At 46.8% G+C, this 24,283-nt stretch carries 24 protein-coding genes; 15 read left to right on the top strand and 9 right to left on the bottom strand.

What is annotated here, in order from left to right:
• Positions 1 to 2: 2 nt before the first annotated feature.
• The 3 genes from D9Y29_RS11680 to D9Y29_RS11670 all read right to left on the bottom strand — a co-directional run bounded on the left by D9Y29_RS11680 (position 3) and on the right by D9Y29_RS11670 (position 2,067).
• On the bottom strand, positions 3 to 452 hold the full coding sequence (locus D9Y29_RS11680) for a GyrI-like domain-containing protein (RefSeq protein ID WP_127128257.1): 450 nt from the start codon (positions 450 to 452) through the stop codon (positions 3 to 5).
• 90 nt (positions 453 to 542) lie between these two features.
• Complete coding sequence (locus tag D9Y29_RS11675) at positions 543 to 1,091, bottom strand: DNA-3-methyladenine glycosylase I (protein WP_127128255.1); 549 nt, start codon at positions 1,089 to 1,091, stop codon at positions 543 to 545.
• Between the two features lie 19 nt (positions 1,092 to 1,110).
• Positions 1,111 to 2,067 (bottom strand): helix-turn-helix transcriptional regulator, encoded by a 957-nt coding sequence (locus D9Y29_RS11670; protein WP_127128253.1) that lies wholly within the window; start codon positions 2,065 to 2,067, stop codon positions 1,111 to 1,113.
• Between the two features lie 113 nt (positions 2,068 to 2,180).
• Between D9Y29_RS11670 and D9Y29_RS11665 the strand changes: the two genes are divergently transcribed.
• Genes D9Y29_RS11665 through D9Y29_RS11645 form a run of 5 tightly spaced genes read left to right on the top strand, consistent with a single transcriptional unit; the run spans position 2,181 to position 8,857 of the window.
• Positions 2,181 to 3,026: a 3-hydroxyacyl-CoA dehydrogenase family protein gene (locus D9Y29_RS11665; RefSeq protein ID WP_241237903.1), complete on the top strand. Its 846-nt coding sequence runs from the start codon at positions 2,181 to 2,183 to the stop codon at positions 3,024 to 3,026.
• Between the two features lie 30 nt (positions 3,027 to 3,056).
• Positions 3,057 to 4,052 (top strand): SDR family NAD(P)-dependent oxidoreductase, encoded by a 996-nt coding sequence (locus D9Y29_RS11660; RefSeq protein WP_127128251.1) that lies wholly within the window; start codon positions 3,057 to 3,059, stop codon positions 4,050 to 4,052.
• A gap of 11 nt (positions 4,053 to 4,063) precedes the next feature.
• Positions 4,064 to 5,146, top strand: a complete 1,083-nt coding sequence (locus D9Y29_RS11655; protein ID WP_127128249.1) for a carboxypeptidase-like regulatory domain-containing protein — start codon at positions 4,064 to 4,066, stop codon at positions 5,144 to 5,146.
• A 15-nt stretch (positions 5,147 to 5,161) separates the two neighbouring features.
• The gene (locus D9Y29_RS11650; RefSeq protein WP_127128247.1) at positions 5,162 to 5,905 is read left to right on the top strand and encodes a LytR/AlgR family response regulator transcription factor; all 744 of its coding nucleotides are present in this window, start codon (positions 5,162 to 5,164) and stop codon (positions 5,903 to 5,905) included.
• Between the two features lie 9 nt (positions 5,906 to 5,914).
• On the top strand, positions 5,915 to 8,857 hold the full coding sequence (locus D9Y29_RS11645) for a sensor histidine kinase (protein WP_127128245.1): 2,943 nt from the start codon (positions 5,915 to 5,917) through the stop codon (positions 8,855 to 8,857).
• A gap of 26 nt (positions 8,858 to 8,883) precedes the next feature.
• Here D9Y29_RS11645 and D9Y29_RS11640 read toward each other — a convergent pair whose 3' ends face one another.
• The gene (locus D9Y29_RS11640; RefSeq protein WP_127128243.1) at positions 8,884 to 9,828 is read right to left on the bottom strand and encodes a UDP-3-O-(3-hydroxymyristoyl)glucosamine N-acyltransferase; all 945 of its coding nucleotides are present in this window, start codon (positions 9,826 to 9,828) and stop codon (positions 8,884 to 8,886) included.
• Between the two features lie 343 nt (positions 9,829 to 10,171).
• Between D9Y29_RS11640 and D9Y29_RS11635 the strand changes: the two genes are divergently transcribed.
• The 5 genes from D9Y29_RS11635 to D9Y29_RS11615 are packed head-to-tail and all read left to right on the top strand — an operon-like array spanning position 10,172 to position 13,891.
• On the top strand, positions 10,172 to 10,762 hold the full coding sequence (locus D9Y29_RS11635; RefSeq protein ID WP_127128241.1) for a pseudouridine synthase: 591 nt from the start codon (positions 10,172 to 10,174) through the stop codon (positions 10,760 to 10,762).
• Positions 10,763 to 10,813: 51 nt separating this feature from the next.
• Positions 10,814 to 11,689, top strand: a complete 876-nt coding sequence (locus D9Y29_RS11630) for a YicC/YloC family endoribonuclease (protein ID WP_127128239.1) — start codon at positions 10,814 to 10,816, stop codon at positions 11,687 to 11,689.
• 24 nt (positions 11,690 to 11,713) lie between these two features.
• Positions 11,714 to 12,199, top strand: coding sequence for a gliding motility lipoprotein GldH (locus D9Y29_RS11625; protein ID WP_164735382.1), 486 nt, complete (start codon positions 11,714 to 11,716; stop codon positions 12,197 to 12,199).
• 3 nt (positions 12,200 to 12,202) lie between these two features.
• Complete coding sequence (locus tag D9Y29_RS11620) at positions 12,203 to 13,177, top strand: sensor histidine kinase (protein ID WP_127128235.1); 975 nt, start codon at positions 12,203 to 12,205, stop codon at positions 13,175 to 13,177.
• Between the two features lie 9 nt (positions 13,178 to 13,186).
• The gene (locus D9Y29_RS11615; protein ID WP_127128233.1) at positions 13,187 to 13,891 is read left to right on the top strand and encodes a response regulator transcription factor; all 705 of its coding nucleotides are present in this window, start codon (positions 13,187 to 13,189) and stop codon (positions 13,889 to 13,891) included.
• Position 13,892: 1 nt separating this feature from the next.
• On the opposite strand, the gene D9Y29_RS11610 is transcribed toward D9Y29_RS11615, so the two are convergent.
• Positions 13,893 to 15,347: a BatD family protein gene (locus D9Y29_RS11610; protein ID WP_127128231.1), complete on the bottom strand. Its 1,455-nt coding sequence runs from the start codon at positions 15,345 to 15,347 to the stop codon at positions 13,893 to 13,895.
• A gap of 376 nt (positions 15,348 to 15,723) precedes the next feature.
• On the opposite strand from D9Y29_RS11610, the gene D9Y29_RS11605 reads away from it, so the two are divergent.
• Both D9Y29_RS11605 and D9Y29_RS11600 read left to right on the top strand, forming a co-directional pair.
• A complete protein-coding gene (locus tag D9Y29_RS11605) occupies positions 15,724 to 17,013 on the top strand; it encodes a histidine kinase (RefSeq protein WP_127128229.1) in 1,290 nt (429 codons plus the stop codon).
• 35 nt (positions 17,014 to 17,048) lie between these two features.
• The gene (locus D9Y29_RS11600) at positions 17,049 to 17,795 is read left to right on the top strand and encodes a LytR/AlgR family response regulator transcription factor (protein ID WP_127128227.1); all 747 of its coding nucleotides are present in this window, start codon (positions 17,049 to 17,051) and stop codon (positions 17,793 to 17,795) included.
• 293 nt (positions 17,796 to 18,088) lie between these two features.
• Here D9Y29_RS11600 and D9Y29_RS11595 read toward each other — a convergent pair whose 3' ends face one another.
• A complete protein-coding gene (locus D9Y29_RS11595) occupies positions 18,089 to 18,790 on the bottom strand; it encodes an SDR family NAD(P)-dependent oxidoreductase (RefSeq protein ID WP_127128225.1) in 702 nt (233 codons plus the stop codon).
• A gap of 91 nt (positions 18,791 to 18,881) precedes the next feature.
• Between D9Y29_RS11595 and D9Y29_RS11590 the strand changes: the two genes are divergently transcribed.
• A complete protein-coding gene (locus D9Y29_RS11590) occupies positions 18,882 to 19,577 on the top strand; it encodes a YjjG family noncanonical pyrimidine nucleotidase (protein WP_127128223.1) in 696 nt (231 codons plus the stop codon).
• A gap of 71 nt (positions 19,578 to 19,648) precedes the next feature.
• Here D9Y29_RS11590 and D9Y29_RS11585 read toward each other — a convergent pair whose 3' ends face one another.
• From D9Y29_RS11585 to D9Y29_RS11575, 3 genes are read right to left on the bottom strand one after another with little or no spacing between them, the layout of a single operon-like run.
• Positions 19,649 to 20,305, bottom strand: coding sequence for a phosphatidylserine decarboxylase family protein (locus tag D9Y29_RS11585; protein ID WP_127128221.1), 657 nt, complete (start codon positions 20,303 to 20,305; stop codon positions 19,649 to 19,651).
• Positions 20,306 to 20,339: 34 nt separating this feature from the next.
• Entirely contained in the window at positions 20,340 to 21,221 is an 882-nt protein-coding gene (locus D9Y29_RS11580; protein WP_127128219.1) for a phosphatidate cytidylyltransferase, read from the bottom strand.
• A 14-nt stretch (positions 21,222 to 21,235) separates the two neighbouring features.
• Positions 21,236 to 22,051: a CPBP family intramembrane glutamic endopeptidase gene (locus D9Y29_RS11575; protein WP_164735381.1), complete on the bottom strand. Its 816-nt coding sequence runs from the start codon at positions 22,049 to 22,051 to the stop codon at positions 21,236 to 21,238.
• Between the two features lie 145 nt (positions 22,052 to 22,196).
• On the opposite strand from D9Y29_RS11575, the gene dusB reads away from it, so the two are divergent.
• Both dusB and D9Y29_RS11565 read left to right on the top strand, forming a co-directional pair.
• On the top strand, positions 22,197 to 23,237 hold the full coding sequence (gene dusB / locus D9Y29_RS11570; protein WP_127128215.1) for a tRNA dihydrouridine synthase DusB: 1,041 nt from the start codon (positions 22,197 to 22,199) through the stop codon (positions 23,235 to 23,237).
• Positions 23,238 to 23,266: 29 nt separating this feature from the next.
• The gene (locus D9Y29_RS11565; RefSeq protein ID WP_206513769.1) at positions 23,267 to 24,208 is read left to right on the top strand and encodes a M20/M25/M40 family metallo-hydrolase; all 942 of its coding nucleotides are present in this window, start codon (positions 23,267 to 23,269) and stop codon (positions 24,206 to 24,208) included.
• The last annotated feature ends 75 nt before the right edge of the window (positions 24,209 to 24,283 follow it).

Genomic DNA, 24,283 nt, shown 5'->3' with positions numbered 1-24,283 from the left:
AGTTATAACACCCCCATCTGCACCGTAGTGATATTGTTGCGCGGATCCTGGAAATCGATATTGACATAGATCTCCCGGCATTCATCATTGATGGCAATCTTCCTGTCGTCTATGAATTTCAGCAACTGGCCATATACTGAAGGCAGGTCTTCCCATGCGCCTACATGTTCATGCACCAGCGCTTTGAAGGCGGGCAATTGTTTCAGACCGAATTTTCCGGAATTGGACATTCCCTGTACCGGTAGTGCGATCTCCAGCGTGAATTCTGTATCGGGTTTACCATCGGAACCATGATAGACCCAATAGACCGGTCCGCTGATCAGCGCTTTCTGATTAGCCGCTTCTGCGAGCAGGTCCTGGAGAACAGTGCCAACATATTGATGCAGTGTGTTCAGGGTTGTCTGGTGGGAACTGTACAAAACAGTCACCGGGGGATGCGTCTTGATTTCCATAGCGCTCGTATTTGTTTATACAAAAGAACTATGGGGTAGTGACAGCCCTATGTCAGTAGCAGGAAAATAAAAATCGATAACGGGTCTGGATCATTTCTTCGCCCACATGGGTTTGCTTTTCAGCACCTTTTTTTGAACCTGGCAATTGTCCGAATGCGCCCCGGGCAGGTAGCCGGTGCTCATAAGGAATTCGTTCACGATCTCTCCACCGGTAAAACGGAAGGTCTTCTTAAATAGCTTTACCCATTCTTCCTTCGTTTTGGGATGATGATGTTCCAGCCATTGTTCAAAAGAGCCGAACTCTTTTTGCAGAACAAGAATGGTCTTTGCATTCTCGATAGCTGCATTGATCTTGAGACGGTTCCGGATAATGCCCGCATCCTGTAGTAAGCGCTCCCTGTCTTTCTCTGTGTAGGCGGCCACTTTCTTCACGTTGAAATTATGGTAGGCTTTCCGGAAAGAGGCTTCCTTTTTCAGGATGGTTTCCCAGCTCAGCCCGGCCTGGTTGATCTCCATGATCAATCGTCCGAATAGTTCATTATCGTCGTGAATTGGAAATCCGTAATGATTATCGTGGTAGTTCTTGTGTAATGCCTGTTTATCTCCTGACATTCTTTCGATAACACTGCAATATGACATGGGAAGTATTGATTAAGGTTTAGCCTGCGTAATGTTGATGAAGTTCTTTTGAAAAAGAGGCCATGGTATCTTTGAGCGATTGGGGCGATTCCACTTTTACTGCATTGGTGAAAGTGAGCAGCCATCTTGCGAAATATTCCATATGACCGGTCATGAAAAACATTCGGGTACAATTATCTCCCGCCGCCTCGTCCTTCACAAAGCCATAGTAGTAGCGGCTCTCGCGTATATACCTGATGAATTCGTTCTGCATGGTCACCACTGCTTCATTCAGTTCAGTTTTATCTTTTTTCATCGAATCGATATAACCATGAAGCGTAGGATGAACGGAGCCATCAAAGGTTTCATCTTTCAATTGCAGTCGTTGGATGCGGCTCACACGGAAGTCCCGGTAACCTTTTCGCAAACGGCACCATCCGATCAGGTGCCAGTACATGCTGTAATACCATAAACCGATGGGTTCCACCATCCGCTCAGACAATTCCTCTTTTCCCCCTGAATGATAACGGATGAAAATAACACGCTTTTCTGCGATCGCCTGTTGCAGGGCGGTGAGATGCGAATCTGCATTTTCGTCCGATGGTCCCCGGAACCTCAGTACTTCGATATGGTTATTGAGATTATCGAGATTCTCTTTGTCGGTTGTACGCAATACAGCTTTGATCTTGAAGAGGGCTGCTTCGAAATGCTGGCGGATCGATCCGTCAGTAAGTTTTTCCGCCAGCTTTCCACCAAGCAGCAGGGCATTGGCTTCCTGCTGGCTGAACATCACCGGCGGCAGGCGATAGCCTTCCATGATGGTATAACCGCTGCCGGCTTCGCCGATCACGGGAACGCCGCTTTCGTCCAGCGCTTTCACATCGCGGTAAACGGTGCGCAGACTGATATTGAACCGGTCGGCAATCTCCTGGGCTGTTACCCTTCTCTTGCTCTGCAAATGGGTAAGAATGGCGTGAAGGCGGTCTATTCTGTTCACAATAACGGTTTATGCGAACACTAAATTACTACTATGAAATTGTATACCCGCTCTTTTCACTACTTTTATCCCGCCAAATTTCAATGGTGATTCACTCAATTCAACAGAAGATCATGATTCAGACTGTTTGCGTGTGCGGAGCAGGTACAATGGGACGGGGCATTGCCCAGGTTGCAGCCCGCTATGGATTTCATACGATACTCTTCGATGTAAACAAAGACGTGCTTCAGCAAGCCAATACCGCCCTGCAAAAAGATTTGCAGAATTTGGTGGAAAAGCAAAAGCTCACCGCTGAACAACAACAAAGCATCCTTGACCATATTAAACTCACCAGTGAGATCAATGATTGCATTGCAGACATCGTGATTGAAGCCATCGTTGAAAAGCTGCCCGTGAAAGTAGGTCTGTTCAATCAACTGGCAGAAGTGAACCATAGTGAAACCATCTTCGCTACCAATACCTCATCCCTCTCAGTAACGGAAATTGCCAAACAGGTGGTCCACCCCGAAAGGGTTGCAGGCATGCACTTCTTCAATCCTGCGCCGCTGATGAAACTGGTGGAAGTGGTAGCCACGCCGCTCACCAACCAGGCCACCATCGATGCCGTGGTTGCCCTCACGAAGGAACTGGAAAAAACACCCGTACTCTGCAACGATGCGCCGGGTTTCATTGTAAACCACGTGGCGCGCCCCTATTACCTGGAAGCGATGTATCTCGCAGAAAAAGAACTGAGCAGTATCGAAACGATAGACACGCTCCTGGAAGCAACAGGTTTCAAAATGGGCCCTTTCAAACTGATGGACCTGATTGGCAATGATATCAATTATGCTGTGAGCTGTTCCGTATACGATCAGCTTGGTCAGCCTTTGCGTCTCCGCCCTTCTCCATTGCAGGAGGAAAAAGTAAGAAACGGCGCACTTGGAAGAAAAAGCGGAAAAGGTTACTACCAATACAACTGAGTTATCTGAAGAGCAACAAAAAACATCCAATTGTCTACTATCTTCATCACCGGCGGTACAGGTTTCCTGGGCGCTTACATCATTAAGGAACTGGTTCAACAGGGATACCAGGTCCGCGCCCTGAAACGCAGCCGCGAACTTCCTTCTTTTATTCCATCTTCCATTTTTGAAAAAGTGGAATGGGTGGAAGGTGATATCCTGGATGTGGTTTCCCTGGAAGAAGCAATGGAAGGGATCGATACCGTGATACATGCCGCCGCTGTGGTTTCTTTCGATCCCGGGAAAAAACATACACTGTTCAAAGTCAATATCGAAGGCACTGCCAATGTGGTGAATATCGCGCTGGAAAAAAATGTACGCCGTTTTGTGTACATTAGTTCTGTTGCAGCACTCGGAAGAACAGCCAAAGAAACAAAAGTTACGGAAGAGAAAAAATGGACAAAGAGCAAATCCAACACCCATTACGCCATCAGTAAATACTTTGCGGAAATGGAAGTGTGGCGCGCCATGGGTGAAGGCATGGAAGTGATGATCCTGAATCCCAGCACCATCCTGGGTTATGGAGACTGGAACAGCAGCAGCTGCGAGATCTTTAAAACGGTTTATAACCAGTTTCCCTGGTACACCGAAGGCGTGAACGGATTTGTAGATGTGGAAGATGTTGCCAAAGTAACGGTGGCGCTGATGAAAAGCTCCATCAGCAATGAACGCTTCATCGTTTCCGGAGAGAACCTTCCTTTCCGCCAGCTGATGAACGATATTGCAGACAATTTCGGAAAGAAAAGACCTTCCAAACACGCTACGCCATTCCTGATGAAGATCGCATGGCGACTGGAAAAATTGAAATCAAAGTTCACCGGCAAAAAGCCGCTGCTCACCAAACAGAGTGCGCGTGTGGCTCAAAGCAAAACTTATTTCGACAATACAAAACTGCTGAATGCATTACCTGATTTCAGCTTCACACCTTTAACCCAAACCATCGAAAAAGCCTGTAAGCGTTATAAACAGCAACTACCCTCATCCTGAAACCAGATACTATGAAAAAGCTCCTCCCTTTCCTGGTCCTGTTATTGATGCATTTAACATCCGTGGCACAGGAAAAGAATTTCACCCTGCTCGGGAAAGTAGTGGATTCCGCTACGCAACAAGCGCTGCAAGGCGCATCCGCCTATTGCCAAAATACCACGCAGGGCACCATCACCAATAAAGAAGGGCTCTTCTTCCTTCGGCTCCCCAACGGGGGATATGATCTCGTGATCTCCTTCATGGGTTATGAAAAGAAAGTGATCCGCATCAGCAATAACCTGCCTGCCGCAGATACCATGCAGATCGCTTTGCTGAAGGAAGAAAAATCACTGGCGGAAGTAGCTGTAGTAGCCAGTACAGAATTGCCGGATGGGCTTGCCCGTTATGGCCAGTTCTTTATCGATCATTTTATCGGCACATCTCCCAATGCATCACAATGCGTGATCAAAAATCCTGAGGTACTTAAATTCTACTTTTTCAAAAAAAGGAACAGGCTGAAAGTGACGGCGCGCGAAGATATCATCATTACAAATGAAGCCCTGGGCTACAATATCCGCTACCAGCTGGATTCCTTCAGCTACGATTACAACAATAATATCAGCCAGTATACCGGCTATCCGCTTTTCACAGAGATCGATACTACCGCTGAAGCACGTACGCAGTACGAGAAAAACAGGGCAAGGACCTATCTCGGCAGCCGCCTCCATTTCATGCGTACCTTATACGACAGCACCATGCCCGACGAAGGATTTGTTGTGGAGAAAATGGAAGACGATCCCCAAAGCGCCAAAGGCACATACATAAAAGATATCTATTCCGAAGAGCTTTACGAAGCAGACAGCAGCGAAGTTTTCATCAACTGGAAAGGCCGTTACCGCATCACTTACAGGAATGTGCATCCAGACAAACGTTATCTGCAGGATTACAAGCTGCCGGACAATATCCGCGTTCAGGTATCCCTGCTTGACGTAGCCGACGGATTCATCATAGAAGAAAATGGTTATTTTTACGATCAGCAAACCGTGATCAGTACCGGCTACTGGGCCTGGAAACTGCTGGCGGAACTGCTGCCCTACGATTATGAATACCATTGACCTCAATCCTGCCATATGATCAAAAGCATTATTATCGATGACGAACACAACAGCGTGGAAGCGCTTCATGAAATGCTCACCCGCTACTGTCCTGTAGTGTCTGTTGTAGCCAGCGCCAACAATATCACCACTGCAAAAGAGTTGATCATTCAGCACCAGCCGGACCTGATCTTTATAGATATTGAAATGCCTTTCGGCAATGCCTTCGATCTGCTCAACAGTATTCACAAGATCAACTTTGAAGTGATCTTCGTAACCGCATTCGATAATTATGCACTCAATGCCATCAAACTTTCTGCACTGGATTATTTGCTGAAGCCCGTCAGCATCAAAGAGCTTCAGGCTGCGGTGGCAAAAGCAGAAGTGAAGATAAGTTCCAAGAATATCAACACGCGCATCGAAAACCTGCTGTACAATCTCAAGTCCCCGCCAAGCAGTTCCAAAAGACTGGCCCTTCCTACATTTGAAGGACTGATCTTTTTAGACACCGATGATTTTGTAAGATTGGAAGCGAGCAATAATTACACTTTTATTTTTCTGAAAGATAAAAACAAGATCATCGTATCCCGCCCGCTGAAAGAGTTTGAGAGTTTGCTGGACATGAGTAATTTCAGCAGGGTGCACCACTCGCATATCATCAATCACAACTATATTAAAAAATACCATCGCGGCCGCGGCGGATACGTGGAAATGGAAGACGGGAGCGCCATTGAAGTGAGTACAAGAAAGAAAGACGAATTCCTTTCTAAATTCATCTAACAGCTATCTATGTTGCGCAAATACTTCATGCTTTTTTTATTGCTGTCCGGCTTATCTGCCACTGCGCAACAATACAATTACAAAAAATATACTGTAGCTGATGGACTGCCCAGCAACCTGGTGTATGATGTAAAGCAGGATGCAGAAGGATTCATATGGGTTGCAACAGACGCGGGCGTGGCGCGTTTTGATGGAAGGAAATTCACGGTGTTTACTCAACAGGACGGGCTGGTCAATAATGACGTGATCATGCTATACCCTGATTCAAAAGGAAGGCTTTGGATGGTGTCTATGCATAATTCGATGTGCTATTATTATAAAGGCAGGTTTTACAATTACCGGAACGACACAAGTCTTCAAAAAATGCGGCCGCTCAGTTCCTTTTTACTTGTTGTTGAAAATGATGCTGGCGATATGGCTTTTGCTTCTCATGAACACCTGTCCCCGACCATTTATATATTGACTGCCGACAATCAGGTTAAATACGATCAATTCAATCATAAGATCAGAGGACATACCAGCCTTGCAGCCGGGGTCAGGCCGCATGAGTTTCTTTATTCCATTTACGATTCCAGCGCACACAAATCTGATTTTCATCTGTACAATGGTGAAAAATGGCAACCCTGGTACTCGGTCAAATGGAGTACCACATCGGATTATTATCAACCTTACAAAATGATAAACGGGAAAATGGAGCAGCAACCGCCTGTTTACTATCCCAATAGCAGTAAAATGATGCTTGCTCAGATTTCAGACTTTGACAATATAAAATTTTCATTTCGCCCTTCGGAGATGATAAAGGTATCCTGCAATATCAATAAAGGAAGGACTATACAGTTTTTCAGTACACATCATGGGATTTATATGGTTGATACGAAGACTGAAAAAATAAATGACCACCTGGTTCCAGACCTCAATACCAACAGAGCTTCCATGGATAAAGAAGGAAATATCTGGATCGCCACTCAGTCTGATGGACTATTGATGATTCCAACCCGGAATGTCAGGTCATATACCTACCCCAATAACTCAACTGATATACTTAGTATTTATAAAGCCGGCAATCAGATATACACAGGTAATTCTGACGGAAAACTTTACATCATTAAAAATGGAGAAATTACCAGCAAAGACTTTTCAGGTTACCATGCAATAGCAAATAATAAAGGCCTGGTCAACTGGATGCGCTTCATCGAGCCACTTGAAAAAGATTGGCTGGGACTTGGCTTTGATAATTTTTTGATCAGTTATGATGTAATCACAGGAAAATCGAAATTCAACAAAACAGATGTAAACAAAGCCATTGCACCTGCCGGAAAAGACAGCTTCCTGGTAGCAACCGGAAGAGGAACATTGCTGGTTGATAAAGAACTTAATATTCTGGATACGATTTGGAGATACAGATCTTATTCCTGTCTGAAGTCAGGCAATGATTATTATATCGGTACTCCTAACGGACCGGTAAAAATCACTCCAGGCCGCCAGCCCTTTATTATGGCCAATGCAATTCCGGAACTGCAGGCCCTCGTAACCAGAATGTGTAAAGACCCATCCGGAGATCTTTGGATCGCCACTTCAGGAAATGGACTTTTCAAATTAAGGAACGATACTGTTGTTGTTCAATTCAACAGTACAAATGGACTGGCGAGTAACAATTGCAAATCCATCTTCCCCGATGCTAAATTTCTTTGGGTTGGGACTGAAAAAGGTTTACAAAGGATCAACTGGCGAAATCTTTCTGAACCTCTGCAACTTTACACCACCGAAGACGGCTTACCTTCCAATGATATACTTTCCATCTTTTCTGACAGCGGGAAGTTATATGTTGGCTCCTCAGGAAAACTTACTTTGTTTGATACAACCTTGATCCGTCAGAGTACTTTCTGCAAATTGATCATGCTGAATGTAGAAGCCGGAGGCAAAGCCGTGAACAATGACAGCCTCCACCTTCTAAAATACGATGAGAACAGCCTGCGATTTAATTTCACAGGAATTTCTTTCCGGTCATCCGATAATATATCCTATCACTACAAACTAAATGGCTATTCTGACACCTGGAGTTCAACCTCTAACACCAGCCTTGAGTTCATTGCACTTCCACCGGGCAATTATGATCTGAAGGTCTTCGCACGGAATAAATTCGGCGTTCAAAGCGATACTATCTCAGTTCCTTTTAAAATTTCGCCTCCCTTCTGGAAAACCTGGTGGTTTCGGATTTTGATAGTTGGAATAACTGCAGCCCTTGTCTGGTGGCTTATTATCCGGCGCATCCGTCAGGAGCAGGCAAAATCCGCCACCCAGAACCGCATCAATGAACTGGAACAACTGGCCCTGCGTTCACAAATGAACCCACACTTCATCTTCAACTGTCTCAACTCCATTCAGAATTTCCTGCTACAGAACAATTTTGAAAAGACCAATGAATACCTCACTTCATTTGCACACCTGATCCGCCAGACACTGGACAACTCAAGCCGATCATCCATCAGCATCGAAAGCGAATGCCGTTACCTCAGCAGTTACCTGGAACTGGAAAGCATGCGCTTCTCTCATAGCTTCGTCTATGATATAGAAGTGGACCCCGCCATCGATGCAGACAACACCTTCATCCCTACAATGATCCTGCAACCCTATGTAGAAAACAGCATACGTCATGGCCTCCGGTATCGGCTGGACGGCTTGAAATCTGTAAGAGTACTATTCAGGAAAAGAGGCAATACCCTGGTATGTATTGTTGAAGACAATGGGATCGGAAGAAAGAAAGCGTCCGAACTAAAATCCTTCATGCATGTGGAATACCAGTCAAAAGGCATGACGCTGACAGCAGAAAGGATTGCTGCGCTCAACCGAAGACAGGAAATTCCCATAACCGTAGACGTAATAGATTTGGAGGAAGACGGAAACGCAACCGGCACCCAGGTGATCGTTCGGTTTCCAAACGTTTTCCTGTAGTGCCGGTCGGTTATGAAAAGATGGAATTATTTCGCATTGAGTCTTGCCCAGATCTCAGGAATGCGTTTTACCCAGATCAGCTCTTTCTTTTTTGCCAATGCATCTTCTGTGGGCGTTCCGAAATATACTTTACCACCTTCCAGTGAAGAAGGAACACCACTCTGCGCCAGTACAACAGCATTGTCTCCGATACTGAGCGTTTTGGAAACACCTACCTGCCCCCAGAGCACCACACCAGCGCCAATCTCTACTGCACCTGCAATACCCACCTGCGCAGCAAACAAACAGTTGGGGCCGATAATGGAATCATGACCGATATGCACCTGGTTATCCATCTTGGTGCCGCGCCCAATCAGGGTATCATGACTCACGCCTCTGTCGATAGTGCAAGCCGCTCCGATCTCCACATCATCTTCAATCACTACCCTTCCGCCACTTTCCATTCTTTTATACCATACCTCCCGGTCTTTCTTCGTATTGTAGTAGAATGCATCCGATCCTATCACACTCCCTGCCTGGATCACAACATTATTACCGATCACGCAATGGTCCATGATGGTTACACCGGGATGGATACGGCAATTGGTTCCGATAGTAACATGGTTTCCCACATACGCGTTCGGCGCAATCCAGCTTCCTTCTCCTACCAAAGCAGAATCACTGACAGCTTTACTGGAAGGAACGAATGGACGGAAATGTTTGATGATGGTCTGATATGCTTCAAACGGATTGTCTGTTATCAGCAATGCCTTCTCTTCAGGAAAACTGGTTTCTTTATTGATGATGATGAAGGATGCTGCGGACTGGATACATTTATCGTAATACTTGGGATGATCAACAAACACCAGATCTCCTGGCTCTACCCTGTGAATCTCATTGATGCCTGTTGCCTGTGCGGTTGCGTTACCAACCAACCTCGCGCCGATCAGATCAGCTATCCATTGCAATGATACCGGTGATGGAAATTTCATATCGGGAATTTGCGCAAAAGTACAATACGTTTTGTGAACGGAAGCATCTGCATCAGTTTCCAAAACATAGTTGTTATCTGTATTTCAAGTGCAACAATTTTATTTGTAGCTTCTGCGTTTTTAATCTGCAACTGTAATTCACCTATGTAGTTTTATCATTTACTGCCGATACCCCCGCCACATTTTCCACAGTATTAAAAAAAATGTGAATAAAATTTATTAGAAAATTTTTTAGTTTAGAGAAAATTATTTTTAATATTGTGTAGGGAAATTTATTTCCCGGTACTTACTAACCCATCTACATAATAAATCTCCCGAATCATCGGGAGATTTTTTTTTGACTATGCTTCAATATTTCATCATCAACAAACCATTCCAGGTACTCTCACAATTTACATCAACCGAAGACAAACAATCTTTGCGCGACTACTTCAAAGTGCCGTCTGACGTGTATCCTGTCGGAAGACTGGATTATGATAGTGAAGGGTTACTGTTACTAACAAACGATAAACAGGTGAACCATCTTGCGCTTCATCCCAGCTTCGCACATGAACGTGAATACTGGGTGCAGGTAGAAGGAACGATAACGGAAGAAGCGCTCGATCAGTTAAGGAATGGCTTGACCATTTCCATCGATGGTAAGCTCCATCGAACCAAACCTGCCCGCGCCATCGCCTTTGCTGAACCACCCAGGGTACCTGACCGTAATCCACCGATCCGCTTCAGACAAAATATTCCTACCAGTTGGATCAGCCTGGCCCTTACCGAAGGAAAGAACAGGCAGGTTCGAAGGATGACAGCCAAAACCGGATTCCCAACATTGCGGCTTATACGATTTCGTATCGGCTCCCTTACCATCGAAGGTTTACTCCCCGGAGAAATGAAGGAGCTTGACAGAAATACTTTCTATAAAGGAGCAGGCATTACCCGCTGAATGTAAGGCCTATTGACTATTTCGTTACCTTGCTGTAAAATCAAGTTACTTATGTTGAAATCAATGACCGGATTTGGAAGAACAGAGCAATCCATAGGCGATAAAACTTTTCTCGTAGATATAAAATCGCTGAATGGAAAACAGTTTGAACTGTTCCTGAAAATGCCGGCGTTTTTGAAACCCTTTGAATTTGATATCAGGGGAATCTTATCCGCAAACCTGGGACGTGGAAGCGTAGACTGCACCATCAGCCTCAAGGAAAGCGGCAGCTCAAAACCAGTCAGCATCAATACCGCTCTCGCCAAAACTTATTACCGTTCCATTGCTGAACTGTCTACCGACCTCAACCTGGACCCTTCCAGCATCCTCAGCAGCCTGCTCAAACTGCCGGAAGTAATTACACCCACCAGCGATACCCTCACCGATGCAGAATGGGAATCTTTCAAAACCCTGATCCTTTCCGCCATCAACGAACTGAACAAACACCGCCTGGAAGAAGGCAAGATGCTGGAAGGAGACCTCCGCCTCCGTATTTCCAATATTGAAAAACTGCAACAGGAAGTGATCCAGCTGGAACCACTCCGCAAACAAAAGATCCGCGAAGGACTCGTAAAAGTCCTGGAAGATAATGTTGGAAAGGAAAACTACGATCCCAACCGCCTGGAACAGGAACTGATCTACTATATTGAAAAGATAGACCTCAGCGAAGAACAAACCCGCCTCAAAAACCATTGCGATTATTTCAAACAGGTACTGGATGAAGGAGAAGATACCAAAGGAAAAAAATTATCCTTCATCCTCCAGGAAGTAGGACGTGAGATCAATACCACCGGCGCCAAAGCCTATGATTCCACCATCCAGAAAGCTGTTGTACAGATGAAGGATGAACTGGAAAAAGCAAAGGAGCAGGTACTGAACGTATTGTAATTTTATATTTGAAAAAAAATCCCCTTGAAAAAACAAGGCTCAACCAGCATCCTTTTGTTCTTACTGACCGGCATTCTCCTGAATGCCTGTTCCATCAGAACAGATCTATTTGAGAAGAACGTTGCCATCCCCAACCACGCCTGGAGCAAAGACTTCAAACCGGAGATCACCATGAACGTGGAAGACACTTTAAGCCGGTACCATATTTACGTGGTGATCCGGCATACAGACGCGTACAAGTTCAAAAACCTCTGGGTAAGCACCACCATTCAAAACCCGAAGGGTGAAACCAGTACACATCCCCTGGACCTCCAACTCGCCACGGACGACAAAGGATGGCTCGGTTCCGGAATGGATGATATTTTTGAACAGCGCATACGCATCACTCCCGGCGATCAACCCGTTCCCCTTCAGGCAGGCACTTACAAGTTCACATTGCAACAGATCATGCGTGAAGACCCGCTGGAAAATGTAATGAATGCAGGTATCCGTGTTGAAAAAGCAAAATGATGAATGAAAACATCCCGTAAAAGCAGGTTATTCCTGGCGAGCATCGCCTATTGGTTCCTGCTGGTCTATATTGTAGCAGCACTGGTGTTCTGGTTCTTTGAACTCAACCAGCAATCAGACCAGATGGCCAGCTACCAGACCAGCGCTCTGATACTGGATGATCCCGACTATCTCATCAAATACGAGAAGATACAGGATGAAAGAAAAAGAAAATCTGCACAGTTCCTGGGAGAAGGGATCACCTTCCTGGTACTCACCCTCCTGGGAGCATTTTATGTTTACCGCGCCGTTCGCAAACAGATCAAGCTCCAGCAACAACAACAACATTTCATGATGGCCGTTACCCACGAACTCAAAACGCCCATCGCTGTTGCCAAACTCAATTTGGAGACCTTACTCAAACACCAGCTGGACGAACAGAAAAAGAACAAGCTGCTCTCCATGACGCTGGAAGAAACCAATCGCCTCAATACCCTCGCCAATAATATCCTGGTATCCTCCCAACTGGAAGGTGGCCGCTATCGTATCGCGAGGGAAGAAATCGATTTCAGTACACTGGTGCAATCCGCCGTACAGGATTTCATCAACCGGTTCCCGGCCCGGAAATGGATCACCAATATCCAGGCAGATACAGAGCTTATCGGAGATCCCCTGCTGCTCCAGATACTGGTGAACAATCTGGTGGAGAATGCCGTTAAGTATTCACCTAAAACCGCAGCCATTGAATGCCGGCTCTTTACAAAAGGCAAGACCGTGGTTTTACAGGTAGCAGATGAAGGTCCGGGCATTCCGGATAACGAAAAGAACAAAGTGTTCGAAAAGTTCTATCGCATCGGTAACGAGAATACCCGCACTGCCAAAGGCACAGGGCTCGGCCTCTTCCTCTGCCGGAAAATTGCGGAAGACCATCACGCTAGCATCCGCGTAACAGATAACACGCCCACCGGTTGTATCTTTACGGTGAGCTTCACCCTGTAATTGAAAAGCATGAGCACAACAAAAACATCCATACTGTTGGTGGAAGATGAAGAGAATCTCCACGAAGCGCTGAAGCTGAACCTGGAACTGGAAGGATATGAAGTTACTTCCTCCTTCACGGGCAGCGAAGCCCTTCAGAAAGTGCAGGGAGAGTATTTCGATCTCATCATCCTCGATGTAATGTTGCCGGAACTGGATGGCATCACGGTTACAGAAACCATCCGGGTCCAAAACAATGAGGTGCCCATTCTCATCCTCTCCGCAAAGAATGCCAGCTCTGACCGGGTGCTCGGCCTTAAAAAAGGCGCCGACGATTATCTCACCAAACCTTTCAACCTCGAAGAGCTCCTGCTTCGTGTTCAGAAGCTGATCAATAAGAACAAGAAAATGCAGGAAAAGGATTCCGTTGGTGATACGTATGCGTTTGGCAGCAATACGCTCGACTTCAAAGCGCAGGAAGCCATCACCCGCAAGGGAGAACGTATTCAGCTCAGCAAGAAAGAAGCCATGCTGCTGAAACTACTGATAGAAAACAAGAACGAAGTAGTACCCAGAGAAAAGATCCTGCAAACAGTTTGGGGCTATAACGTTTACCCTACCACGCGCACCATCGATAATTTCATCCTCAACTTCAGGAAATATTTTGAAGAAGACAGCCGCAATCCGCAGTACTTCCATTCTGTTCGCGGAGTAGGTTACAAATACACGGAGTAGATCAGGCTTCAGGTTTCAATCCTTCCAGCACCTGCCTCGTTTCATCCAGCAGACTGCGTGGATCGCTTTGCTCATGCCCGGGCACATAGAGCGCCCATTCGCAGGTATTGAGCAGGTGAAGTAGTTGTTGCACCAGTGCATCACTCACGCCCTGCATCGCCAGCCTCGCCGCAACATTTTGTTTGTTGAGCAGGGATGGAGGTATCTCACAGCGGACCGCCGCCATATTCCAGAGCACATGTTGTATCTCGTGATAGAAGAGTTTCATATTCCCGGACTGCAGGCTTTCCCTGGCAGTGGCCAGTTGCTCTTCCGGAGCAGGTATCTCAACTTTTGCAGGCAAATGAATTTTCGGTTCCACCGATCTCTTTTTGCGCAGCTGACTGAACTGATATACCAGACAGCTAACGATGATCAGCACCACCAGGCCAAACCAATAAAGATGTTTGGGAATAGCGCCATTATCTACCTGTTTCATGGCATTTGCCCGCAATTGCCGCGTTTCTTCAGATTCACCAGGCTTTACTGTCAGCGCAAGCGGATCACTCACCGCTTCTTTGTATTGTTGTGATTGTGGATCGAAATAAGCCAGACTGGCTCCCGGGATCACGATATTACCCGTGTCCGGCGCAGCGAAGGAATACTCGAATGCTTTGCTGCCACTGAGCGGGAAAGTGAATTTATCAACCATTTCCCTAACCACCGGATCGGCAGTATCAACACCTTCAGGCCATGTGATCTCCGGAGGCGTAAGCAGATTGATATTGCCTGAACCTTCTACCAGGATCCGCACTTTGACCAACTCACCCTGATGTATAGCCGTATCCGGACCTTTCAACTTCACAGTATATTTTCCTACTGCACCGGTATAATGATCCGGTTGCCCTTTCAATGGCAGGGGCTTTACCTCGATGATCACCGGCTCGGAACGAAGGGTTACTTTATGATCGAGCACAGAAGGAGCTTCGCCAATGTTCACGCGAACAAAATGCACAATGCTTTCCACTTCAGCAGGGTCCAGTTCAAATTTCCCTTCCTGCAAAGGAAACAACTGCACTTTACGGATAAGGTTCACATAATAAGGCACACCTTTGATCCTTTCAACTACCGGTTTGCCATCATAGGCCTCCACCATTTCCATTACACTGAAACCTGTGAAGGACGGCCGTTTCATCACCTGTGAATTGGTATTGAGCCTTGAATACATCTTGTACACCACTTTCAGCGGCTCGCCCACCACGCAACTGGTTTTACTCACCTCCACCCGGATCAGCAACCCCTGTCTGACCTTTTCTTCAATGAACTCTCCGGGCTGGATCACAGAAGCCGCTTCCACATCAGGTTCCAGGTCCTGCATATCGGCATGACTGCGCTGTGCAAGCTGTTGTGCATGCAGGCTCCCGCCGGTAAAGCAACAAACGAGAAGAAAAAGGAAATATAAAACTCTGGTGTTCATTACGGTGATTAACAAATTTAATTGCTGATGCCCTCGGTTGTTAGCAGTTTTCACGTTAAATGTCGGTTAAAAGGATGAGTGGTGAATTAGCCAGAAAATAAGCAAATACGGCCGTTCAATAACTGCAAAAGGATACAGCAACACAAACATCGTACCTCTGTGATGGCCAAGTTAAAATCGCGCTTACCAAAGATGGCAGCAAAAGCTGTCTCTACATGATTAAAGGACAATCCTTTCAACAACCGGAAATAAGAACGGGCCTAACCAACAGGGGGGCCGTCTCCTCAAAAGAGATGGCCTCTCCCTTTAAAATTGTAACTTCCATTATCTAAATTGTTACCCCCTGGTCAACGTATCTGTTCTCATACTGACCTTCGTGCTGCTGCTGGTCTTACTGGCTGTTTTCATCCTTTACCGCGAAAAGAATATCCGCGACAAGGAAGCCCAGAAGACCGCCCTGCAACAACTGCGCGCCGCCAATTTTCAATACCAGCTGGAAATTGAACAGATCATCAATTATTTCGCCACTTCCATGAGTGGACAAACACAGGTGGACGCCATGCTCTGGGACGTATGCCGCAATTGCATCGCCCGCCTCGGTTTTGAAGATGCCGTGATCTATCTTATCGATCATCAAACGCAAATACTCCATCAGAAAGCAGCCTGCGGACCCAAGACCACCGCATTCAATGTGATTGTAGACCCCATTGAAATTCCCGTGGGCAAGGGCATTGTAGGCAGTGTGGCATTATCAGGAATGGCCGAGATCATTCCTGATACCTCCCTCGATGCCAGGTATATTGTTGACGACGCCCATCGCCTCAGCGAACTGGCTGTACCCGTGATCAGCAACCGAAAAGTGATCGGTGTGATAGACAGTGAACATTCGGAAAAGAATTTCTATACAGCCAAACATCTCCAGGTGCTGACCACCATTGCCAGTATGCTGGCGCATCGCATCGAGCAGATACATGCAGAGAACATGATGCGGGAAAGGGAAATTGAATTGATCCAGGTGCATGCAGATCTCGCCACTTACCAGCTAACGGCGCTGCGTGCACAAATGAACCCGCATTTCATCTTCAATGCACTCAACAGCATCCAGCAATTCATCCTGCAGGGTAATGCCTACGAAGCCAACCGTTACCTCGCACGTTTTTCCAAATTGCAGCGCGATATCCTGCATCATTGTGATCAGCATCTCATCACTCTCGAAAAAGAGATCGAAATGCTGCAGCTCTACCTGCAACTGGAACAACTCCGCTTCCAGGGGGATTTCGAATTTTCCATCGAAGTGGACGATGATATCGATGCCAACGAGATCCGTATTCCCCCCATGCTGCTGCAACCCTTTGTGGAAAACGCCATCTGGCACGGACTGATGCCCAGGAAAGAACAAAGGCAGGTGCAGATCTCCTTTCACCCGGAAGGGGACCATCTCTTACTCTGTGTGGTGCAGGACAATGGCATTGGCCGCGAAGCAGCAGCGCAAAACAAAAAAGAATGTCCGCATGAATCAAAGGGGTTACTGCTGGTGAATGAGCGGCTCCGCATCTTACAACAACAGTACCAGCAACCTTTTGAAGCATCCATAACAGACAGATTGCATCCCGATGGAACAGCAGCAGGAACAACCGTAACGCTTCGCGTTTTCATCGGTGGATAATGCGGGTGGAAATACAAAATCCTTAACTTCGGCAGGTGATAAAAGCGATTATCATAGACGATGAGCCCGCAGCCGTCAACACCCTGAAGTTGATGCTGGAACGCTACGTTCCTGAGATCAACCAGATCAAAACAACCAACGATCCGGTCAAAGCCATCCAACTCATCAAAAGCTTCAAACCTCAACTGGTATTCCTGGATATCCAGATGCCGGCCATGAATGGATTTGAGCTTTTGAAGAAGCTGCCCGAGATCCAGTTCAATATCATCTTCACCACTGCCCATCACAAATATGCTATCGAGGCATTGCGCTTCAGTGCGCTGGATTACCTGATGAAACCCATCGATGCCGATGAGCTCCGGCAATCAGTTGACCGCTTCATGGCAAGAACTGTTGTAGCCCTTAGCCAGCAATCACAGTACCAGAACCTGCTTAATAATATCGGGGCTAAAGACAGGAAGGATTTCAAACTGGCTCTGCCCACCAGCGAAGGCACTTACTTTTTCAATCCCGAAGAGATCATCCGCCTTGAGGGTGAGATCAATTACACCTGGTTCCATTTCAGCAATCGCAAGCCTTTGCTCATCTCCAAAACATTGAAGGAATATGAGGACATCCTGAATGATCATGGATTCCTTCGTATCCACAAATCACATCTCATCAATAAAGTGCATGTAGTGAATTATACGCAGAATGGCACGCTCACCCTCAGCGACCGTTCACAGGTAGACATTTCAAGAAGAAGAAAAGAGATCATTCTCGAAGCTTTGCGCACGAGGTAATAATCGGAAAGCCGCCAGTCGCTCGCCTCTGGCGAGTGACTTCTATTCCGTCGCCTCCGGCGACACGGTGAGGCTGACTAAAAAGCTACCATCTTATAATTTCGGGGAGCTCACTCGCTCGCCTCCCGGCGAGTGAGCTTTATTCAGTCGCCTCTGGCGACGCGTGTTCGCCGGAGCCGAACAAATAGAAGTCACTCGCCGGGAGGCGAGCGACTGCCAGCTCTCCGCCTTTTTCGTCAGCCCCAAATTCAGGTCACTCGCCAGAGGCGAGCGACCGGGCACACCCTGATCAATTATAAATCCCCCAGCTGCGGCCGCATGATGATATCTTCCACGCAGGCCTGTGGGCTCAGCTGCGAAGCGGCATGGATCATAGCGGCTATATCCTGTGCAGTCATGATCCGTTCCGGATCGATGCCACTGCCAGCCCATGAATTCGTATAAGCGGCGCCGGGATATACAGCCGTTACCTTGATACCATGCGGTTTCATTTCTTCCCGGAGATTGCGGCTGAATCCTGCCAAAGCATATTTACTGATGCTGTAGGCCCCACCATTCGGATAGGCATGGAGGGAAGCGATGGAGCACATATTGAAGATATGTCCCTGTTTACGTTCAATCATCGAAGGGATCAATGTCCGGGTTAGATGATAGGCGCTGTAAAGATTCACTGCCATCATTCTTTCCAGTACGCCTTCCGGTTCATTGTGCACACTGCCGGGCTCAAACAATCCTGCATTGTTCACCAGTACGTCTACAGGAACATCATAACCGAGTACCCATTTTCCGAATGCTTCCGCCTGCGATTTCTCGCTGAGGTCCGCGGGCATAGCCTTGATGCTACGTTCGGGATAGCGCAGCTGTAATGCTTCCAGGGTTTTATAGAGGTCCACAGGATTGCGGCTGCAGAGGAAAAGATCGTGTCCCTGAACGGCAAATGTTTCTGCAATCGCTCTTCCAAACCCTTTGGATGCGCCGGTGATGACAATATTCATGATACAGGAATTTTGATGAAGCGAAGTAAGGAATTTCCCGCCGGTTTCAATGCATTCAGTCCACTTATTCTGACTGTCGTATTTTTGCAGCATGAAGTACAAGCATCTGTTTTTTGACCTGGACCATACCTTATGGGATTTCGATGCTAATTGCCGTTTTACCCTGGAAACCATTTATCAGAACGAAGCGCTCGAATCCCGGGGCATACACAGCTTTGAAGAGTTTTTCAAACAATACAATATTCATAACGACAGACTCTGGGAGCGCTATCGCAGTGGCCAGATCAAGGCCGATGAATTAAGATGGAAACGCATGTTCCTCAGCCTCCTCGATTTCCGGATCGGCGATGAAAAGCTTGCACGTGAGCTCAGTAACCAGTTCCTGGACATGCTTCCCAGCCGCACCATCCTCTTCCCCTATTGCATGGAGATACTCAGCTATCTGAAAGGAAAAGGCTACGTGCTCCACCTTATCACAAATGGTTTCGAGAAAACGCAATACAGCAAAATCACCTACTCGGGCATCGATCATTTCTTCGCAGAAGTAATCACCTCCGAAGGAAGCAACAGCCTGAAGCCTCACAAGGAGATATTCGACTATGCATTCCAGCGAGCCAAAGCATTGCCGGAACATAGCATCATGATCGGCGACAGCATCGAGGCGGATATCAAAGGCGCCATCAATGCCGGCATCGACCAGGTATTTATGAACCACCTCAATATCCAAACCGATGTGAAACCCACTTACACTGCGTACTCGCTGAAAGAGCTGGAGGATATCTTCTGATGCAAATCATCGTTCCATAAAAAAACCGGCTGTAGTTGCAGCCGGTCAGAATATGTTAGTGCATTCTTTTTTTAGATCGTTGCAAGCACTGTAACGCCGCCCTGAACAACCTGGTTCAGTTCAACATTCACTTTGGTGCCTACAGGAAGCAGCACATCCACACGGCTGCCGAATTTGATGAAGCCAAGCTCTGATCCCTGCTCCACTTTCTGACCAACGGTGAGATAATTCACGATACGCTTGGCCAATGCCCCTGCAATTTGTTTTACCAGGATCTCCCCTTTCGGATAACGGATCACTACGGAGTGACGCTCATTCTCTGTAGACGATTTTGGATTCCAGGCCACCAGGTACTTACCCTTGTGATACTGACTGTATACCACTTCACCACTCAATGGATTGCGGTTCACGTGCACATTGGCAGGGCTCATAAAAATGGAAACCTGCAAACGCTTGCCTTTGAAATATTCTTCGTCGATGATCTCTTCAATTACAACAACCTTACCATCGGCAGGACAAATCACCTGGTTCTCGTTTTTGGTAAGCTGCCTGGCAGGGATACGGAAAAAGCTCACGATGAACAGGGTCAGGCCCAGTGTGAGGATAAAGATCAGCCAGCTCAGCCAGGGTGTGGAATAGCTGATGAAATAGAACGATAACAGGTTGATCACAGCGAATATGATCACTGTAATGAGGATGGACTTATAGCCTTCTTTGTGTATGGTCATTGAAATCAATTAAGGTGCTAAAATAAGAAGAATATCAGATCATAAAGAGAACAACATAGAGCCACACGAAAGGAGTGGCCAGCAAGAGGGAGTCGAAACGGTCGAGAAAACCACCATGACCGGGCATGATAGAACCGCTGTCCTTCACATTGGCCATCCGCTTGAGTTTGCTTTCCAGCAGGTCGCCCGCAGTGCCCACCACCGCTGCAATAGAAGCAATGATCACCCAGTGATGAACAGGATATTTCAGCCAGTATGCCAATGCTCCCACTACCACCACTGCCAGGATAGCGCCGCCGATGGTGCCTTCCCAGGTTTTCTTGGGAGAGATAGCGGAGAAGGGCGTTTTGCCGATGAGAGAGCCTACAATATAAGCCATGGTATCGTTGATCCAGATGGAAATGATCAGGGAAACAGGCAACAACGCCGAATAATAATAAATAGCATCGATGCCCTCATATGCTATCAGGGAAGATTTTGCAGACAAGTCCATCATCAATCCCCAGCTGAGTGAAATATACAATAGTCCCAGTGCCGAGTAACCGATATTCTTAACATTGATAGTGCCTGCAAATAATAATTCTACAATGGGAAGAACGAAAACACAAACCAGTCCCAGCCACCAGCCTGCTGCATGCAAAGAGAAGGATCCGATATTATATGCATCGCTGGTAAAGAACAACATGATACACCAGCCTGCTATGCGAACTCCATATTTGTGAAAAGGAGTAATGCTGGCATAATCCGGATAGATCTTTGAAATCAGTTCCTGGTATTCTTTCCAGCAACCGAAATGTACAATAGTGAATAGAATGAAAAAACTCCAGTGATTCCACAACAAACCCAACAGCATCACCACCACAAAAACTGCGGCAGTAAGGGAGCGGGTTTTCAATGTGGCCATATTCAAAGCCATGCTGATATTGGATTTTATGCTATAAATTGATTGGTGGGAGTGAGTCCTTCCGTATCATACACTTTGGACCAGGTAACGGTGGATTTGCTTTTGAAATACCAAAGGATCGCCCAAACAGCTATAAAGCTTACTACTGCCGACAATACCGGCATCTGCGGATTCTCGTTCACATATTTCGGCATATAGGAAACGGCGATCACCTGCACGGCATTGATCACAAAGTGCGCAATGATGCTGGTCCATAAACTGCCACTATACCAATATAACACACCCAGCACTATGCCAAGCGCTGCCCTTGGCAAAAATCCAAGGAACTGGAAGTGCATGGCGCTGAAAAATATTCCGGTGATGATGATACCGGCCCAGGCATTTTTGGTGAGATGAATCAGTACGCGCTGCACTGCTCCGCGAAAAAAGATCTCTTCACAGAATGCAGGCACCAGGGCCACTACTATCAGGTTGATCACAACATCCATGGGCGAATTCACTCTCAGGATCGTCTCCATGGTCTTGCCCGCTGTTTTTTCCAGTTGACGCAAATGCTCGGAAACAGGCAGCCCCTGGTTGATCTGCCCCAGCCAGAACATGGCCGGCAATGCCACCAGCGCACAAATACCGGATAAGATGAACATATTTGGCTTTTCCGGATTGCGGAAGCCCAGGAAATAGAATTGTTTACTTCTGAACGTAAACACCGCAAAAAGAAATGCCGGGAAAAAGAAAAATGCCACTGAAGTGATGATCTGGCTCCATTTGAGTGATTCAACAGCGCCGGGCCTGCTGAGATCAACCTTTACCTCCTCATTACTAAAGAGTATGTTAAGAAACATTGTAATAAGCAGCGGTGAAGCGCATAACAACAGCGCTCCCAATTGCTTTCTGGGGGATCTAATCTTCAAATGACCGGTCATAAGCTGGTATAAACAAATATTAGTATGTAAATTTGCAACCGGCTCAAAGATACAGTTTCCAACGATGGTACATATCGGCAATATAACGCTTCCTGATTTTCCGTTGCTTCTTGCTCCCATGGAGGATGTAAGCGATCCCCCCTTCCGTTATGTGTGCAAACAAAATGGCGCAGATCTCATGTATAGTGAGTTCATCTCCAGTGAAGGATTGATCCGCGATGCCATCAAGAGCAGGCAGAAACTGGATTTCTCCGAATTCGAAAGGCCATTCGGAATCCAGATCTTCGGTGGCGATGAAGAAGCAATGGCCATGAGCGCTAAAATTGTTGATACCGTTCAACCAGACCTGGTAGATATCAATTTCGGTTGCCCGGTAAAGAAAGTAGTGAGCAAAGGCGCCGGCGCTGCTGTTCTCAAAGACGTTGACCTGATGGCCCGTCTCACGGAAGCGGTTGTACGCTCCACCAGTCTCCCTGTAACGGTCAAGACCAGGCTCGGTTGGGACGAAAGCAGCAAGAACATCGAAGAAGTGGCGGAAAGATTACAGGATGTTGGCGTGAAAGCGCTCACCATCCATGGCAGAACCCGCGCACAATTATATAAAGGCGAAGCCGACTGGAGCCTGATCGCCGCAGTCAAAAACAATCCACGTATTAAGATCCCTATTTTTGGTAACGGCGATATCGACTCTCCGCAAAAAGCACTGGAATACAAGAACCGGTATGGTGTTGATGGTATCATGATCGGACGCGCCGCGATCGGGTATCCCTGGATCTTCCGCGAGATCAAACAGTTCATGCAGAATGGCGAGATCCTTCCACTGCCTACTATCGAAGAAAGACTTGAAGTATGCAGGACGCATGTGCGCAAATCAGTAGAGTGGAAAGGAGAAGTTTTGGGCATCCTGGAAATGCGCCGTCATTACAGTAATTACCTGAAAGGGCTGTCGCATATCAAAGAGTTCCGTACACGCCTCGTAACAGTGAAAACGATCGGAGAAGTGGAAAGCATTCTGGATGAAGTGGCTGTTCATTTCGCCGGACAAACACCTGCACATAGCCCAGTACAACTGAGCCCCGATCAATTGAGCTCCTGCGCTTACTAACCGATTTCACTGAATTAAAATATAGCTTCATGAACCGATTACTGGTATCCATGCTGAGCAGCCTTATCCTGTTTAATTCCTGCGCTGGTAATGGCCAGCAGGCAAAACCAACGCCTCAGCCATTGTACGCCACTGTAAAACTGGATAGCGCACAACTGATCAACGATCTTCAATTCCTTTCGTCTCCGGCACTGGAAGGAAGATTGGTTGGGACCGAAGGCAATAAACAGGCACGCAATTATATTGCAGCCCGCTTCGACTCACTGCAACTGGCAGCGCCTGATTCCGGCCGCTTTCAATCCTTCCCCGCCAGGAACAAAGCCACTGGTGTGAATGTACTCGGTATCATCAAAGGCTCTCAATTTCCTGATCAGTATTATGTGCTCTCCGCGCATTATGATCACCTGGGTAAGAAAGGTGATAAGATCTATACAGGTGCGGACGATAACGCTTCCGGCACCTCCGCATTACTGGCCATGGCTGCATGGTTCAAACAACATCCTCCAAAACATAGTATCATCTTTGCTGCCTTCGATGCAGAAGAAGGTGGACTGATGGGCTCGAAGTATTTCGCAGAAAATCCATCTGTAGCATTTGACAATATTAAGTTCAACCTGAACATGGATATGGTGAGCAGGAACGATAAGAATGAGATCTATGCCTCAGGAACTTTTCATTATCCCTTTCTTTCAAAATACATCGACAGCATACGGCCACTCACAGCCGTAACCGTTTCATTGGGACATGACGATGCCTCCAAAGGCGCTTCCGATGACTGGACTTCACAGTCTGACCACTTTGCCTTTCACAAGAAAAACATTCCATTTATTTATTTCGGTGTGGAAGATCATCCGGACTATCACCAACCAACCGATAGCTTCGAAAAAGTGAACAAGCATTTTTATTACCAGGTTTGCAATATGATTGCAGCCATGGCTGTACTGCTTGATGGCCAGCAACAATTGCAGTAACAAAGTGCCACCTGAAGCTCGCCTCCCGGCGAGTGACGGTTATTCCGTCGCCTCCGGCGACACTGTGTTCGCCGG

It is taken from the genome of Pseudoflavitalea rhizosphaerae, from assembly GCF_003991355.1.
Taxonomy (GTDB): Bacteria; Bacteroidota; Bacteroidia; order Chitinophagales; family Chitinophagaceae; genus Pseudobacter; species Pseudobacter rhizosphaerae.
Note: the sequence above shows the minus strand (reverse complement) of the source record. Positions and strands in the feature narration are given on the sequence as shown.